Consider the following 15,277-nt stretch of genomic DNA (forward strand, 5'->3'; position numbering starts at 1 on the left):
GTGCTGCCTGGGGGAAGTCCTTGCTGTTCCGCGAGTCCGCGAAAACGATTGCCGCGCGAGCCCTCGACAGTTCGCTCTACCTCCATCTCACCGAGCAGTTCGTCCACATGCACGGTCACCGCCCCAGTGCCGCGGAGGCCCGCTCCTGGGAGCGAAGCATCCCCGCCCTGGCCGCCGCGCTCAACGACGCGGGCCTCGGTGAGGTCGAGGTCATGCTGGAGTACGCCCTCCCGCTGAACAGCAAGCGCGCCGACGCGGTGCTTGCCGGAGTGCACCCCGCCACGGGCGAACCGTCGTACCTGGTCGTCGAGCTGAAGCAGTGGAGCCAGGCCGAGTCGGACGAGGACGACCCGGCACTGTGCCGGGTCGATGCCTACGCGCATCCGGTCCTCAATCCCATCGAGCAGGTGCGCCGCTACTGCGAGTACCTCGTCAACTTCAACGGCGCGGTGGCCGAGCACCCGGACAGGGTCAGTGGTGTGGCCTACCTGCACAACGCCACGGAGTCCGGCGTAGGCGGTCTACGGGCGATCGAAGTCGACGACAGCGGCCAGATGTTCACCGGTGAGCGGCGCGGTGAGTTCATCGACCACCTCCGCGCCAAGCTCAGCGACAAGGCGTCCGGCGCCCGTGCAGCCGACGAACTCCAGGCGGGCAGGACCGTGCCGTCGAAGCAGCTCATGTCGGTCGCAGCCCAGGAGGTGCGCGAGCGAGAGCAGTTCGTGCTTCTGGACGAACAGCAGGTCGCGTACCGCATGGTGCTCAACGCCGTACGCAAGGCGAAGCGGTCCAACCACAAGGAGGTCGTGGTCGTCACCGGCGGACCCGGCACCGGCAAGAGCGTCATCGCGCTCTCCCTGCTCGGCGAGCTGTACCGGCAGGGCGTCCCGGCCCTGCACGCCACCGGATCACAGTCGTTCACCAAGACGATGCGCAAGGTCGCCGGCACGCGCAAGCGCGAGGTCCAGGACCTCTTCAAGTACTTCAACAGTTTCATGACGGCCGAGCAGAACTCCCTCGACGTCCTCATCTGTGACGAGGCCCACCGCATCCGCGAGACCTCCGCCAACCGGTACACCCCGGCCGCCCACCGCACCGGCAGACGACAGATCGACGAACTCATCGATGTCGCCCGCGTTCCCGTCTTCCTCCTCGACGAGCACCAGGTGGTGCGCCCCGGTGAGATGGGCACCGTGGAAGACATCAAGGTGGCTGCGGCGGCCCAGGGTCTCGACTGCCACGTCGTACCGCTGGAGAGCCAGTTCCGCTGCGGCGGCAGTGATGCCTACCTGCGTTGGGTGGTTCGCCTCCTCGGCCTGCAGTCAGGCGGCCCGGTGGTCTGGGAGCCCGACGACCGCATGCATCTGCTGGTCGCCGACAGCGCCGAGGAGATGGAGGCGTTTCTTCAGGCCCGCCTGGAGCAGGGCTACGGCGCTCGCATGTCCGCCGGTTACTGCTGGCCATGGTCCCCCGAACCCAAGCCGGGCGACCCACTCCCGGCCGATGTCGTCATCGGCGACTGGGCTCGCCCCTGGAACCTGCGTGGCGAGCGCTCCGTGTCCGGCGCGCCGCCGTCCGCCCTGTGGGCCACCGACCCGGCCGGTTTCGGCCAGGTCGGCTGCGTCTACACCGCGCAGGGATTCGAGTACGACTGGTCCGGCGTGATCATCGGCCCGGACCTGATCTGGCGCGGCGACCGCTGGATCACGGACCGTATGGCGTCCAAGGACCCGGTCTTCAAGAGATCCACCCCGGACGACGACGTCGACCGTCTGATTCGCAACACCTACAAAGTGCTGCTGACCCGCGGCATGGTCGGCACGGTGGTGTATGCGACGGACCCGGAGACACGGACGAAGCTACGTGAACTCGTGGGAGACGCAGAGCGGAAGTCGGCTCTGGTGTGATGACTTCTCCGAACGCACGACAAGGCAATCGCGTTTGTCGTCATTCGGCCATGCCATTCCCGTGGACAGGCCGAAAGGCACTCGTCGTTCCCGGGACGAGCCGGAGCCTGTCTAAGATCACCGATACCGGTTGCGGCCCGACGGGCTTCCTGCATGGACACGCCCCCACCCGCACGAGTTACTCGTGCCCTGGGGGAATCTCCTCGTGTCCATGCTCCTACTGCGTTTGTCGGCAAGGGACTTGCTTGCTCTGAACGCACGCCGCCGTCTGGTGCCGCACCTGGCTGCCCGCTGGTTGCACTTCCGGCGAGGTGAACCCTCCGAAGGGGAGCGCTCCGCCTGGGCCAAGAGCCTTGTCTCATTGGCAGAGGATCTGGTGGCAGCCGGACGAGGCAACGTCGAGATGATCGTCGAATGCTCGCCGACCGTGGACGAATCCGAAGGACTCCGAGAGGACAAGCAGATCGACGTGGTGCTGGTGGGAAGACATCCCACGGAAGGCACCCTTTCCGTCCAGCTCGTCGAGTTGAAGCAGTGGTCATCGGTGACGAGGGTCGAGGCCGCCACTGCTGATCTCGTGTACGTAGCGGGGATCGATTACCCGGTCAAACACCCTGCTCTTCAACTCAGTGAATACCACGCGCTGTTCACCGGGCCCGCAGGTCCGCTGAACGGGTTGCAGTTCGAGTGCAGCGGTTTCGCGTATCTCCACAACGCCACGGACGAATCAGTCGGACCACTGCTCGGCGTCGACGCACCCACGGGTCCCTATGCCCATACGTACACGAGTGACACCCGGGCCAGGCTTCTGCTCGACCTTCAGCGCCATTTCACCGCTGAGGACGACTACTCGGCGGCCGAGTACATCCTGCACCGGATGAACCTCCGGAACACGCCGCTTCTCGACGCCATGGTCAACTCGTCCGGCGAGGACACAGTCTTCACCTTGCGGGGACGGCAGAGGAAGGTGGCGGACGACGTGCTCGAGGCCGCGGACCTGATTCTTGACCGCCCGGACCGAGAGGCACTCGTCCCCCGTCCCCAACGTGCCGTCTTCCTGGTCACCGGGGGAGCCGGTACCGGGAAAAGCGCCATCGGTCTTCAATTACGGGCCGATCTCGAAGCCGCCGGCCGAACGGTGAAGTACGCGAGCGGATCGCGAGCCTTCAACGCCGCGATCAAGGAGAACGTCGGCTACACCGAGGCCGAGTTCAGGGAACGCTTCGCCTACTTCAGCAGTTTCGTGCAAACGCCGAAGCCTCCGCTGGACGTGTTGATCTGCGACGAGGCGCACAGGCTGCGAGACAGGTCCACCAACTGGCGTCTTCCCGCCGAGAGGCAGGGCACCAAGCCGCAGGTGGACGAACTGCTCGACGCATCACGTCTGACCGTCTTCTTCCTTGACGCGGGCCAGACCGTGCGCCCGTACGAGGTGGGTACGGCGGAACTCATCGAGGACGCCGCGCGGCGCCACCATGCGGTCTTTCGCCACTACCGTCTGGTGGAGCAGTACAGGTGCGGAGGCAGTGACGCCTACGTCCGCTGGGTCCGAGCGTTGCTCGGTGTGTCGGCGCAACAGGCGCACGAGTGGGTCCCGGACGGACTCATGCACATCGAGGTCGCCGACACTCCCGACGAGATGGAGCACATCGTCCGCACCGAGTTCGAGGCCGGCGCGACCGCCCGGATGGTGGCCGGGTACTGCTGGCCCTGGAGCAAGCCGGACGAGAACAAGAACCTCGAGAAGGACGTGCGCATCGGTGGCTGGCACCGCCCGTGGAACGCGTCCAGTGAGTCCTTCTGCGCCGACGGCGAGCCGCCGTCGAGGATCTGGCCCGTACACGATGCGGGCATCGGGCAGATCGGCTGTGTCTACACGGCGCAGGGACTCGAGTGGGACTGGTGCGGGGTGATCATGGGCGATGACATGGTCTGGCGTACCGACCGCTGGGTCTTCCGGCGGGGAAAACAGCGCAAGGATCCGCAAGCAGGCGTGATGCGGGTGGCGAAACCGGGATCGCTCGACCCGAAGGTGCGGACGAGCACGCTCGACGACGACGAGTTCGCCCGCTGTGTCCGTCACGCCTACCACGTCCTGCTGACCAGGGCGAGCCGGGCAACCGTGCTCTACTCCACCGACGAGGAGACCCGGCGGCACCTCAGGAAACTGGTCGGAGAGACCGACGTGCACGGTCTCCGGCCGACTCGGTCGACCATCCCGCCCGAGCTAAGAATCGCGCGGCACGGTGGGGCCGCGCGGAGCCGCAGGGCCCGGCGGGCACAGAGCAAGGCCAAGCTGAAGAACGAGATGATGTTGTTCTGACCCGTCTGCGCGAGGTGGAGTGGCGGGCCCCCGGCGCCCGCCACTCACCTGCCTCAGAAGAGCAGGTGCGCTGCCGACATCATGGCGGTCACCAACAGGTTGGCGACGACATTGACGGCGACGTCCGCCAGGACCTTACGGAACCGGGCGAAACGTGCAGGCTGGTACTCGACAGGGTCCATACGTGACCACTCCTTGGCGGTGAGCAGGAATGGTGGGGGGACGGCCCACCGGGCATCCGCTCACACACCGCGCGCATACGCACGGCGATTCACCACCACTGCTCACATGCCGCCGAGCGGCGCATGAACTCCGCACTCGTACCCCTCCGGGAGGATGCGCAGCACAAGTCACCTTACTGCACACACAGTTGCGGAGTTGTTTGAGTGGGCAACCGTGTCCGTGGGTGCCGGTGGCATGTCTGCCGTCGACGAACGACCTGCACGCTCGATCCAGCTGTGCGTGCGGAACTCCGGCGGACGTCAGGGCGCCGGCGGCAGCCGGCGTGCGGCCTGCTCGCGGCTGACCTCGGCGGCGTCCACGTACCACTTCCGGCGGTCGGGATCTCACCGCGCGCCGAGCCGCTTCTTCGCTTCGTCCTTATCCGCGTAGGGGACTTCGAGAGAGGGGCGCTCCTCGTCGGTACGGCCCGCTCCACCGGCTGTCCCCGCGCCCGTCGTTCGCGGGTCCCAGGCCGCACGCTCCTTGCGGGCACGCTTGATGACCCGACCACCGGCTCGCACGCCACCAAGTCCGTGAGCCGCGTCATCAGGTCGATGGGGCCCTTGTCGGCCAGGAGGCCAGCGAGCCGTGCCACAGCGCATTCCCGTCCAGGATCAAGGCCTTCTCCTGCATCCGCTCCCGGAACTCCACCAGGACGTATGCCGGCCCCGGGCGCATGCGGAAGGGCGAGCTCAGGTACACCGAGGTGAGCCGAGCGTGTTTTTGGCCAGTGCGGCTTCGGAGGGCAGGACAACTTCTTCACGGAGGGCAGTCGGTCACTATCCGCATCCGCGCGTACCGGCGGCGGTGTCGTCGCGCTCGCCGTCGGGCGTAGTGTGTCCGCTCGGACACGGTTCGTATAACGGGAGGGGACCCGTGAAGCTCACCTACTTCTGCTTCGAGGGCACACCGCAGGAACTCGACGCGTCCGAGGTGGTCCGTGAACTCCTCCAGCAGCGGCCGGGCACGGCCGACACCGCGCGCCGCACGCCCCGGGTGGTCGCCGACCCCGACAGCGACGACTTCGCGGACTTCGGATGGCGCGTCGAGGGTGACGTGCCGGGGGTCGCGGACGAGGGGCAGGAGACGGTGAAGGCGCAGCTCGCCTTCAACCCCGCCGCGCAGCAGTTCATCGACTTCATGACGGAAGCCGGCTCCTGGGAGAGCGCCGGGGTGCACGGCATCAAGCGCAAGACGTGGCAGGAGGGCGAGCCGCTCGACTACTCCGGCTACCTGCGGCTTCGCCGCAAGGGCAGCCAGTACGGCGGCTTCGCCTATGCCTTCGCGTCCACGGGCCTGATCAACTTCCGTCTGCAGCACAGTGACGAGATCGCGGAGCTGGCACCGGACGCCTATCCGCTCACCACCGGCCATCGCCGATACAGGGTGAGCATCCAGATCCGCGACGAGAAGACCCTGAAGCAGGCGCTCGCCTTGGCCGAACTCGCCTACAGCGCGACGTAACGGACGGTATGCCCGTACAGGTCGTCGAACAGGCGGTTCCTGTCGCCTGCGGCGGCGGGATACGGAACGGGCCGTTTCTTTCGCATGGGCCGAATGTCCTATAGTCCCGTCCTTCACGGACTCTTCCCATGTACCAGGCAACCATTAGGATCAGCGGCAGGCCCGACCCAGGGGAACGGCGGGCCTGAGAGGAACGGAACGAGTGGGGTCAGGCATGCGGGAAGGCCGGTGGGTCACGGTCACCGAGTCCGAGTTCGATCACGAACACCGCGGCCTGGAGGCGATCCGGGAGAAGCTGCCGGACTCCGACCCCTGGCGGGCCTGGTCGAACTTCACGTTCACCGCGAACACCGGGCACGTCCGCGAGGTCGACCTGCTGGTCGTCGCGCCCGGCGGCGTCTACATGATCGAGCTGAAGGACTGGCACGGCTCGGTCACCTCCGAGAACGGCACCTGGGTGCAGACCACCCCCGGCGGCCGGCGGCGCACCCACGGCAATCCCCTGCACCTGGTCAACAAGAAGGCCAAGGAGCTGGCGGGCCTGCTCGGCCAGGGCCACGGTGCCCGCCGGGTGTGGGTCGGAGAGGCCGTCTGCTTCACCGATGACACCCTGCGCGTACGCCTGCCCGCCCACGACCAGAACGGCGTCCACACCGTCGCCGAGCTGGTCGACATGCTCAAGCAGACCCCACGGGACGAACGGCGCCGCATCACCGCGATCGACTCCCGCGAGATCAAGACCGCGCTGGAGCGCATCGGCATCCGCCGCAGCGAGGCCCAGTACAAGGTCGGCCCCTACGAGCTGGAGCGCACCCCCTTCGACTCCGGCCAGACCTGGGCCGACTACAAGGCGGCCCACACCGAGCTGCCCGAGCGCGCCCGCGTCCGCGTCTACCTCAGCGAGCGCGGCTCGGACGCCTCCCTGCGCCAGTCCGTGGAGAACGCCGCCCGCCGCGAGGCGGCCGTCCTGCAGCGCTTCCGCCACCCCGGCGTCGTCTCCTACCGGCAGTACTTCCCGACCGGCCACCCCTCGGGCCCCGCCCTCGTCTTCGACTACGACGACCGCACCATGAAGCTGGACGAATACCTCGTCCAGTACGGGGAGAAGCTCGACATCCTCGGACGGATGGCCCTGGTCCGCCAGCTCGCCGAGACCATGCGCTCCGCGCACGCCCGCCGCATCCACCACCGGGCCCTGGCCGCCCGCTCCGTCCACGTCCTGCCCCGCCCCGACGGCGGCCCCGGCAAGGCCGTCGGCGAGGAGGCCGCCTGGCTCAGCCCCCGGCTGAAGATCTCCGACTGGCAGATCGCCACCCAGCGCACCGGCGACTCCTCCCAGGGCCAGGGCGCGACGCGGCTCGCGCCGACCGCGCTGTCCGCGATGCACCTCGCCGACGACGAGGACCCCTACCTCGCCCCCGAGCTGACCGCCCTGCGCCCCGACCCGGTCTCCCTCGACGTCTACGGCCTCGGCGTCCTCACCTACCTCCTGGCCACCGGCAAGGCCCCGGCCGCCAGCCAGGCCGAGCTGCGCGCCCGTCTGGAGGCGGGGGAGGGACTGCGTCCCAGCTCGCTGGTGGACGGCCTGTCCGAGGACGTCGACGAGCTGGTGCAGGCCGCCACCGCCTACAACCCGGACCAGCGCCTGCACAGTGTCGACGACTTCCTGGAGATGCTGGAGGTCGTCGAGGACTCCCTCACCGCCCCGGCCGCCGAGACCGCCGCCGAGGCGGCCGACGCCCCGGAGAAGGACCCGCTGGACGCCGTCCCCGGCGACGTGCTCGCCGGCCGCTGGGAGGTCCGCCGTCGCCTCGGCACCGGCTCCACCAGCCGCGCCTTCCTCGTCCGCGACCTGGAAGCGGAGGCCCGCAGGACGCGTCCGCTGGCCGTGCTGAAGGTCGCCCTGTCCGACAACCGGGGCGACATCCTCATCCGCGAGGCCGAGGTGATGGGCCGCCTGCGCCCCCACTCGGGCATCATCCGCCTCGCCGAGCCGGAACCGCTGAGCATCGCGGGTCGCACCGTCCTCGCGCTGGAGTACGTCGGCGACGAGCGTGACGACGGCGCGGACGCGGCGGGCGAGCGCAAGGCCCCGCGCCGCCGCGAGGAGACGGTGGCCCGCCAGCTCCGCGACGACGGCCGGCTCCCCGTCGACCAGTTGGAGGCGTACGGCGACTACCTCTTCGGCGCCGTCGACTTCCTGGAGGGCGAGGGCGTCTGGCACCGCGACATCAAGCCGGACAACATCGCCATCCGCGTCCGCCCCAACCGCACCCGCGAACTGGTCCTGATCGACTTCTCGCTCGCCGGCTACCCCGCCAGGAGCACCGACGCCGGCACCGAGGGCTACCTCGACCCGTTCGTCGACGTCATCACCCGCGGCTCCTACGACTCCCACGCCGAGCGGTACGCCGTGGCCGTCACCCTGCACCAGATGGCCAGCCGCGAGCTGCCCAAGTGGGGCGACGGCAGCGTCCTGCCCCGGATGACGGACCCGAAGGAGTGGCCGTACCCGACGATCGCGGCGGAGGCGTTCGACCCGGCCGTACGGGACGGGCTCGTCGCCTTCTTCCAGAAGGCACTGCACCGCGACGCGGGCAAGCGGTTCCCCGAGCTGAAGCCCATGCGGGACGCCTGGCGCAAGATCTTCCTCGACGCCTCGCAGGCCGTTCCCTCCAGTCACCGCACCCGCCACACGGCCACGACTTCCGAGGCGGGGGCCGACGGCGAGGCCGTGCGGCGCGGCGTCATCGCGGACGCCGAGCCGGAGACCGCCGAGCAGCAGCGCGACCGCCTGGCCGCCGAGGTCGCCCTCGACACCCCGCTGACCGTCTCCGGCCTCACGGGCGCCGCCCAGTCCTTCCTCTACGGCCTCGGCATCACCACCGTCGGCGGGCTCCTGGACTACAGCCGCCGCAAGCTCGTCAACGCCCCCGGCCTGGGCGCCAAGACCCGCAACGAGGTGCAGAAGCGCCAGCGCGAGTGGGGCGAGAAGCTGCGCGAGACGCCCGCCTCGCCGCTCACGCCCGAGGGCCGGGCCGAGGCCCGGGAGGAGCTGGACCAGCTCTCCGCCGCCGAGTCCGCCCTCGCCGACACCTTGGCGACGAGCGACGCGGCCGGCGGCCTGTCGCCGCGCGCCCTGCGCTCCATCAGCCTGGACGCCCTCGCCACGATCTTCGTCCCGGTCGTCAACAACAACGGCTCCAACCGCAACAAGGCCGAGATGGTCCGGCTGCTGCTGCGCCTGCCCGACGAGCACGGCCTGCTGCCGGAGATCGGCGTCTGGCCGAAGCAGAAGGACGTCGCCGCGGCGCTGAACCTGAGCGCGGGCCGCATCCCGCAGATGCTCAAGGAGGAACGCAAGCGCTGGAAGGCCGACCGGGCGGTCCAGGCCCTGCGCTCGGAGATCCTCGACCTGCTCGCGGGCATGGGCCGGGTCGCGTCGGCGGTGGAGATCGCGGACGCCCTCGCCGTCCGGCGCGGCAGCCAGCTCGCCGGGCGCGAGCAGCGCCGGGCGCTGGCGCTGGCGGCCGTACGGGCCGTCGTCGAGGTCGAGCAACTCGCCCCGGACGAGGCCGAGTTCCAGCACCAGCCCAACCGCAAGGCGACGGAGGAGTCGCTGGGGGCGGGTCTGCTGGCCCTGGACGTCCGCGAGGACGACGGTCCGGACACTCCAACGGCGCCGGGACTGCTCGACTACGCGACGAAGCTCGGCCGCGCTGCAGACCGGCTCGCTGGGCTGGAGACCCTGCCGACGGCAGCGACCGTCCTCGCGGAGCTGGGCGCGGTGCAGATGCCGCCCGGCACCGTCGACTGGGACGAGCGCCGCATGGTCGAACTGGCCGCCGCTGCCTCCGTGAACGCGGCGGCGACCCCGCGCCTGGAGATCTACCCGCGCGACCTGTCGCTGGTACGGGCGCTGCGGCTCACGCAGGCCGGTCTGGTGCGCTGGATCCCGGGCAAGCCGGAGGCGACGCAGCCGGGCCTGACCGGCGAGGAGGTCCACGAGCGGCTGCGGGCCCGCTTCCCCGAGCTGGCGGTGCCCGACGGCCGCGGCGGCCTGACCCACGACCTGCCGACCGCCGGCCCGCTGACCAAGGCGCTCCGTGAGGCCGGCTTCGAGCTGTCGCTCGGCACGCGCGAGGACACGAAGACGCTCCGCTACCTGCCGACGCGGGTGGACGACGCGTCCAGCTACCTCACGACGGGTGCCTGGCGGCAGTCCACACGCACGGGCGCGGTGACGCGGTACGCCGACGACCCGCTGCTCGCGAGCGCGGTGCGCGCGGAGGAGCGGCTGGTCGCGTCCGCGCGGCGGGACGGCTACCGGGTGCTGACCGTGAGCCAGCGGCTCGTGCGCGACGCGATACGGGAACTGGGCGCCGAACGGCTGGGCGCCGAGGCCGTGTCGGTGACCGAGCTGTTCATCGAGGTACTGCACGCCCAGGTCACCCCGGGCACCAAGCCGACGTGGGAGACGCTGCTCAAGGCGGACGTCGCCAAGCCGGGCTCGACGGGCGCGCTGCGGTTCGCCGACTACGCGCAGACGGCGTGGGGCGCGGTCGCACCGCGCATCGAGGAACGGCTCGGCGCCGGATCCGGGTCCGGGAGCGGCCCGGTGCTGCTGACGGAGGCCGGGGTGTTCGCCCGGTACGACGCGATGGGCGTCCTGCATCGGCTCGCCTCGGCGGCCCGGCGGGGTGGCCGAGGACTGTGGTTGCTCGTCCCCCAGAGCGACCCCGCGCGCGAGCCGAGGCTCGGGCAGGTGGCCGTGCCGTACCAGGCCGGCCTGGGGGAGTGGATTCAGCTTCCGGACACGTGGGTGGACAACGTCCACCGCGGGTCCGGCAAGGTAGTGGTGCGTAGTGTCGAGGGAGACGCGAAGTGATCGACCGCAAGGCTCTGTTGGACGACCTGAAGCAGCAGGTCAAGGCGGTCGAGACCGACCTCGGCAAGCAGGTGAAGGCCCTGGGCGACGTCGGGGCGCGACTGCGTGCCGAGTACGACCAGGCGCGCAAGCTGGGGCGTACGGCGGCGACGTGGAACTCGTGGCTGGACGAGCGGGTCACGCAGGTCGCGGTGGCGTGGGTGCTGGGCACGGTGTTCGTCCGCTTCTGCGAGGACAACCGGCTGATCCCGGAGCCGTACCTCACGGGCGCGGACGGGGACCGGCGAGAGCTGGCGGAGGCGCGGTACGACGCGTACGTGGAGACGGAGGACGACCCGACCTTCCGCGGCTGGCTGGAGAAGGCGTTCGACGAACTGGGCGCGGGCCAGGCGGGCCGGCTGCTGTTCGACAAGCGGCACAACCCGCTGTACCAGATCCCGCTGTCGCACGACGGTGCGCGGGAGTTGGTGGAGTTCTGGCGGGGGAGGGACGAGGCGGGCGTCCTCGTCCACGACTTCACGGACCCGCTGAACGAGGACGGCACGGAGGGCTGGGACACGCGGTTCCTGGGCGACCTGTACCAGGACCTGAGCGAGGCCGCGCGGAAGACGTACGCGCTGCTCCAGACGCCGGAGTTCGTGGAGGAGTTCATCCTCGACCGCACGATGAACCCGGCGGTGCGGGAGTTCGGCTACGAGGGCCTGAAGATGATCGACCCCACGTGCGGGTCGGGGCACTTTGTGCTGGGCGCGTTCCGGCGGCTGGTTCGGTTGTGGGCGGAGGGGCAGCCGGGGCGGGACGTGCACGAGCGGGTGCGGGAAGCGCTGGACTCGGTGCACGGCGTGGACGTCAACCCGTTCGCGGTTGCCATCGCACGGTTCAGACTGCTCGTTGCGGCAATGGCCACCAGTGGTGTTCGGAGTGTCGCCGACGCCGGAAAATATGAGTGGCCAATTCACCTGGCGGTCGGTGACTCATTGATCAAGGCTCGACAGTTGGGATTGTTCGATGGTGTTGAGGACGAGGACGAACTTACTGAGTTCGCCTACTCGACGGAAGACGTGCACCAGCACCAGGGAATCTTGCGACAAGGGCAATATCACGTAGTGGTGGGTAACCCGCCATACATTACTGTGAAGGACAGGAAGCTTAACCAACTCTACCGAGATCTGTACGACTCGTGTGCGGGGACGTACGCACTGTCAGTGCCATTCACGCAGCGATTCTTCGAGCTCGCCAGGTTGGGTGATGCCGAAGGGCGTGGCTATGGAATGGTTGGTCAAATTACCGCGAACTCTTTCATGAAGCGCGAGTTTGGTACGAAGCTTGTCGAGAATTTCCTGCATCATCGCGTCGATTTGTTGGAGGTAATTGATACCTCTGGTGCTTACATTCCTGGACATGGCACACCTACGGTGATCCTCGTCGGGAAGCGCCACGGCTATGGTTCGCGGACGGAATTTGTTCGCACGGTTCGAGGTGTTCAGGGTGAGCCAAAGGCGCCTGAGTGTCCGGAAGAGGGACTGGTTTGGCGCGCCATCGTTGATCAAGTCGATAAACCTGGGTCCACTAGTTCGTGGGTATCTGTGGATGACCTTGATCGAGGTCGGTACTTCGCTAAACAGCCGTGGATTCTGGCGGATGGCGGCCTTGAGTTGAATGAGGTAATCGGCGCGAATTCGTCAGGCATTCTCAAGAATGAGGCGAAGCGGCTCGGCTATGTGGGAATGACTGCTGCGGATGATGTCATGCTCCGCCCGAGGCGGTCCTGGAGGGATTCTTTGGGAGACTTCCTCCGGCCGATTGTTTCCGGAGGTGGAGTGCGCGACTGGCGTGCGAAAAGTGAAAATCTGGCGTTCTACCCTTACTCGCCGAGCCGAAATCTTCGCAGTCTGACGACGGCAGTGGAAGGTTCCCCTGCCCTATGGCCCTACCGGACGGAGTTGGGGAGTCGGGCGACCTTCTCGGGCGGCACTTACTATGAGGCGGGGAAGGTCTGGTGGGAATGGCATCAGCTTCCAAGAGATGAAGATGCGCACAACTGGGTCATTTCTTTTGCCCGTGACTCATCCCATGGTCATTTCACGCTGGACCGGGGTGTGTCTCTTTTCAAGCAGACGGCTCCAGTGGTAAAACTACACAAGGGGGCGAGTGAAGAACATCATCTAGGTATTCTCGGTGTGTTGAACAGTTCGACAGCCTGTTTCTGGCTGAAACAAGTGAGTTACCCCAAGGGTGGTAGCCCGGAGTCCGGTGGTGGGCAGTCCGACCAGCCCTGGTCGTGGGTCTTTGAGTTCACCGGTTCCAATGTGGGAAAACTTCCACTGCCAACTGACTGGCCTGTCGATATTTCGGCTTACCTGTGTGCCCTGGCCCAGCAGCTGGATAATTCGGATCCCTCAGTGGTTGCTGCCAGGAGTGTGCCCACTGTTACTGTCCTTCGCGACGCGCGAAGAGAATGGGAGCGAATTCGCGCCAGAATGATTACCTTTCAGGAGGAGTTGGACTGGCGCGTCTACTCCCTCTATGGGCTTTGCTCGGACGACCTAGAGGTTGTGGAGGGATCGGACTCTTTCGAGATTCCGGATGTTTCCCTTGGGCAGCGTGCTTTTGAAATTGTTCTGGCGCGCCGAGTTGCTTCCGGAGAAGCGTCTGCTGAGTGGTTCCAACAGCACAACTCCACTCCGATCACGGAGATTCCCGTTCATTGGCCCGCCTCCTATCGCGAGATCGTGCAAAAGCGAATCGAAGCCATCGAGTCGAACGGCGCCATCAATATGGTCGAGCGCCCCGAGTACAAGCGCCGCTGGGCCACCGAAGGCTGGGACGCCCTCCAGGAGAAGGCCCTCCGCTCCTGGCTGCTCGACCGCATGGAGAACCGCGACCACTGGTTCGACGAGAACGGTCAGCCGGCCATCCTCACCCTCTCCCGCCTCACGGACGCCCTCTCGCGTGACGAAGACTTCGTCTCCGTGGTCAAGCTCTACGCGCCCCGCAAGGACCTCCCCAAGGTCGTCGCCGAGCTGATCACCGACGAGCACGTGCCGTTCCTGTCAGCCCTGCGCTACAAGCCCGCCGGGCTGAAGAAGCGCGCGGACTGGGAGGAGGTGTGGGACCTCCAGCGCAAGGAGGACGCCGCTCCCGACGAGCCGGCCAAGCGGAAGATCCGGGACTCCATCCCCGTGCCGCCGAAGTACACCTCGGCCGATTTCCTCCGCGCCTCCTACTGGAAGGCGCGCGGCAAGCTGGACGTGCCCAAGGAGCGGTTCATCTCCTACGGGCAGACCAACGCGGCCACCCCCGAGCTGTACGGCTGGGCCGGCTGGGATCACCGCGAGCAGGCGCAGGCGTTGGCGACGTACTTCACCAACACCGCGCTGACTTCCGAGGAGATCACGCCGTTCCTCGCCGGCCTGCTGGAACTGCAGCCGTGGTTGTCCCAGTGGCACAACGAGTTCGACATGGTCTACAGCGGCTCCCCGGCGGACTTCTTCGCCGGTTACCGCCAGCAGTTGCAGGGCGAGCACGGTCTCACCGACGACGACCTGCGCGCCTGGCGTCCCCCGGCCGCCACCTGGGGACGGCGGGCGGCCGCGAACAAATAGCCCGCGCCCGCCCATTTCCGCACCCCGTTCCACCCGCCACCGGACAGCAGACGAGGAGGACAGCACATGCTCAGCCCTCAGTGGTCCGTGCGGCCGTCACAGGCCCATGACTACTACGCGGTCATTACACAGCTTGCGCAGGTCGTCCTCGTCGGAGGTGAAGACGGTGACCGGCCCCGGCTGTCGCAGCGCGACGGCGGCCAGGGCCGCGTCGATGGCGTACTTGTGCCCGTGGAGACCGGCCTCCTTCAGCAGGTCGATCGCCTCCTTGGCGATCTCCTCGGTCACCGCCTCAACGTGGATGCGGGAGAGTGCCCAATGCCATGCCGGGAGGTAGGTGCGCATGTCGTACGCCTCGATGAGGGTCATGGAGGTGGTCATGACGCGGATGCCGACCGCATGGGCAGCCTTGAGTCTTCCCTTCATGGCGGCTGCCCCGCGCACGGTCTGCGACAGTCCCTCGCAGTCGAGCAGGTAGACGGCGTCGCCCTTCATGCGGCATCCCGGTGGTGCCGAGACGCCGCCTGCCCGGCTTCCTGCTGCTCGGCTGCTCGTTCCGCGCGTGCTCGTTCCGCATGGGCGCGCTCGATCTCGCGACGTTCGGCCTCGGCGGCGGCCAGTTCCTCATCGGTGACGGGGCCGTACTCCGTCTCCATCCAGTCGACGAGTTCCCCCAACCGATCCTGCTCCCGCTGGCGCTCTATGGCGTGTGTGACGTAGCGGCTGAATCCGCCGGGGCCGACCTCGGCGCGGATGGCCTCGGCCAGGTCCTCGGGGAGCGTCACGGTGTACTTCTTGGTTGCCATACCGTCGACCATACCGACGCCCCGCAGGGGCAGCCACCCTGGACAGCGCGGCTTCACACGAT

At 67.9% G+C, this 15,277-nt stretch carries 8 protein-coding genes; 5 read left to right on the forward strand and 3 right to left on the reverse strand.

The window, feature by feature from the left end; all coding sequences use genetic code 11:
- Positions 1-20 precede the first annotated feature (20 nt).
- A complete protein-coding gene (locus tag ACGFQC_RS33465; RefSeq protein WP_363088819.1) occupies positions 21-1,907 on the forward strand; it encodes a DUF2075 domain-containing protein in 1,887 nt (628 codons plus the stop codon).
- A 211-nt stretch (positions 1,908-2,118) separates the two neighbouring features.
- Positions 2,119-4,230 (forward strand): DUF2075 domain-containing protein, encoded by a 2,112-nt coding sequence (locus ACGFQC_RS33470; RefSeq protein ID WP_363088820.1) that lies wholly within the window; start codon positions 2,119-2,121, stop codon positions 4,228-4,230.
- 53 nt (positions 4,231-4,283) lie between these two features.
- Here ACGFQC_RS33470 and ACGFQC_RS33475 read toward each other — a convergent pair whose 3' ends face one another.
- Positions 4,284-4,412 carry a DUF6408 family protein gene (locus ACGFQC_RS33475; RefSeq protein WP_363088821.1) on the reverse strand — a complete coding sequence of 43 codons (129 nt, stop codon included), beginning with the start codon at positions 4,410-4,412 and terminating at the stop codon, positions 4,284-4,286.
- A gap of 916 nt (positions 4,413-5,328) precedes the next feature.
- Here ACGFQC_RS33475 and ACGFQC_RS33480 point away from each other — a divergent pair.
- From ACGFQC_RS33480 to pglX, 3 genes are all read left to right on the forward strand, one after another.
- Positions 5,329-5,916, forward strand: a complete 588-nt coding sequence (locus ACGFQC_RS33480) for a hypothetical protein (RefSeq protein ID WP_363088822.1) — start codon at positions 5,329-5,331, stop codon at positions 5,914-5,916.
- A 214-nt stretch (positions 5,917-6,130) separates the two neighbouring features.
- A complete protein-coding gene (gene pglW / locus ACGFQC_RS33485) occupies positions 6,131-10,804 on the forward strand; it encodes a BREX system serine/threonine kinase PglW (protein ID WP_363088823.1) in 4,674 nt (1,557 codons plus the stop codon).
- Positions 10,801-14,409 (forward strand): BREX-2 system adenine-specific DNA-methyltransferase PglX, encoded by a 3,609-nt coding sequence (gene pglX / locus ACGFQC_RS33490; protein WP_363088824.1) that lies wholly within the window; start codon positions 10,801-10,803, stop codon positions 14,407-14,409. Before pglW ends, pglX begins: the two co-directional genes overlap by 4 nt.
- 96 nt (positions 14,410-14,505) lie before the next feature.
- On the opposite strand, the gene ACGFQC_RS33495 is transcribed toward pglX, so the two are convergent.
- Together ACGFQC_RS33495 and ACGFQC_RS33500 are read right to left on the reverse strand one after the other, a co-directional pair.
- Positions 14,506-14,904 carry a hypothetical protein gene (locus tag ACGFQC_RS33495; RefSeq protein WP_363088825.1) on the reverse strand — a complete coding sequence of 133 codons (399 nt, stop codon included), beginning with the start codon at positions 14,902-14,904 and terminating at the stop codon, positions 14,506-14,508.
- Positions 14,901-15,215 carry a hypothetical protein gene (locus tag ACGFQC_RS33500; RefSeq protein WP_363088826.1) on the reverse strand — a complete coding sequence of 105 codons (315 nt, stop codon included), beginning with the start codon at positions 15,213-15,215 and terminating at the stop codon, positions 14,901-14,903. The genes ACGFQC_RS33495 and ACGFQC_RS33500 overlap by 4 nt, the downstream gene beginning before the upstream one ends.
- Positions 15,216-15,277: the final 62 nt, after the last annotated feature.

Source organism: Streptomyces sp. NPDC048734, from assembly GCF_043198675.1.
Taxonomy (GTDB): Bacteria; Actinomycetota; Actinomycetes; order Streptomycetales; family Streptomycetaceae; genus Streptomyces.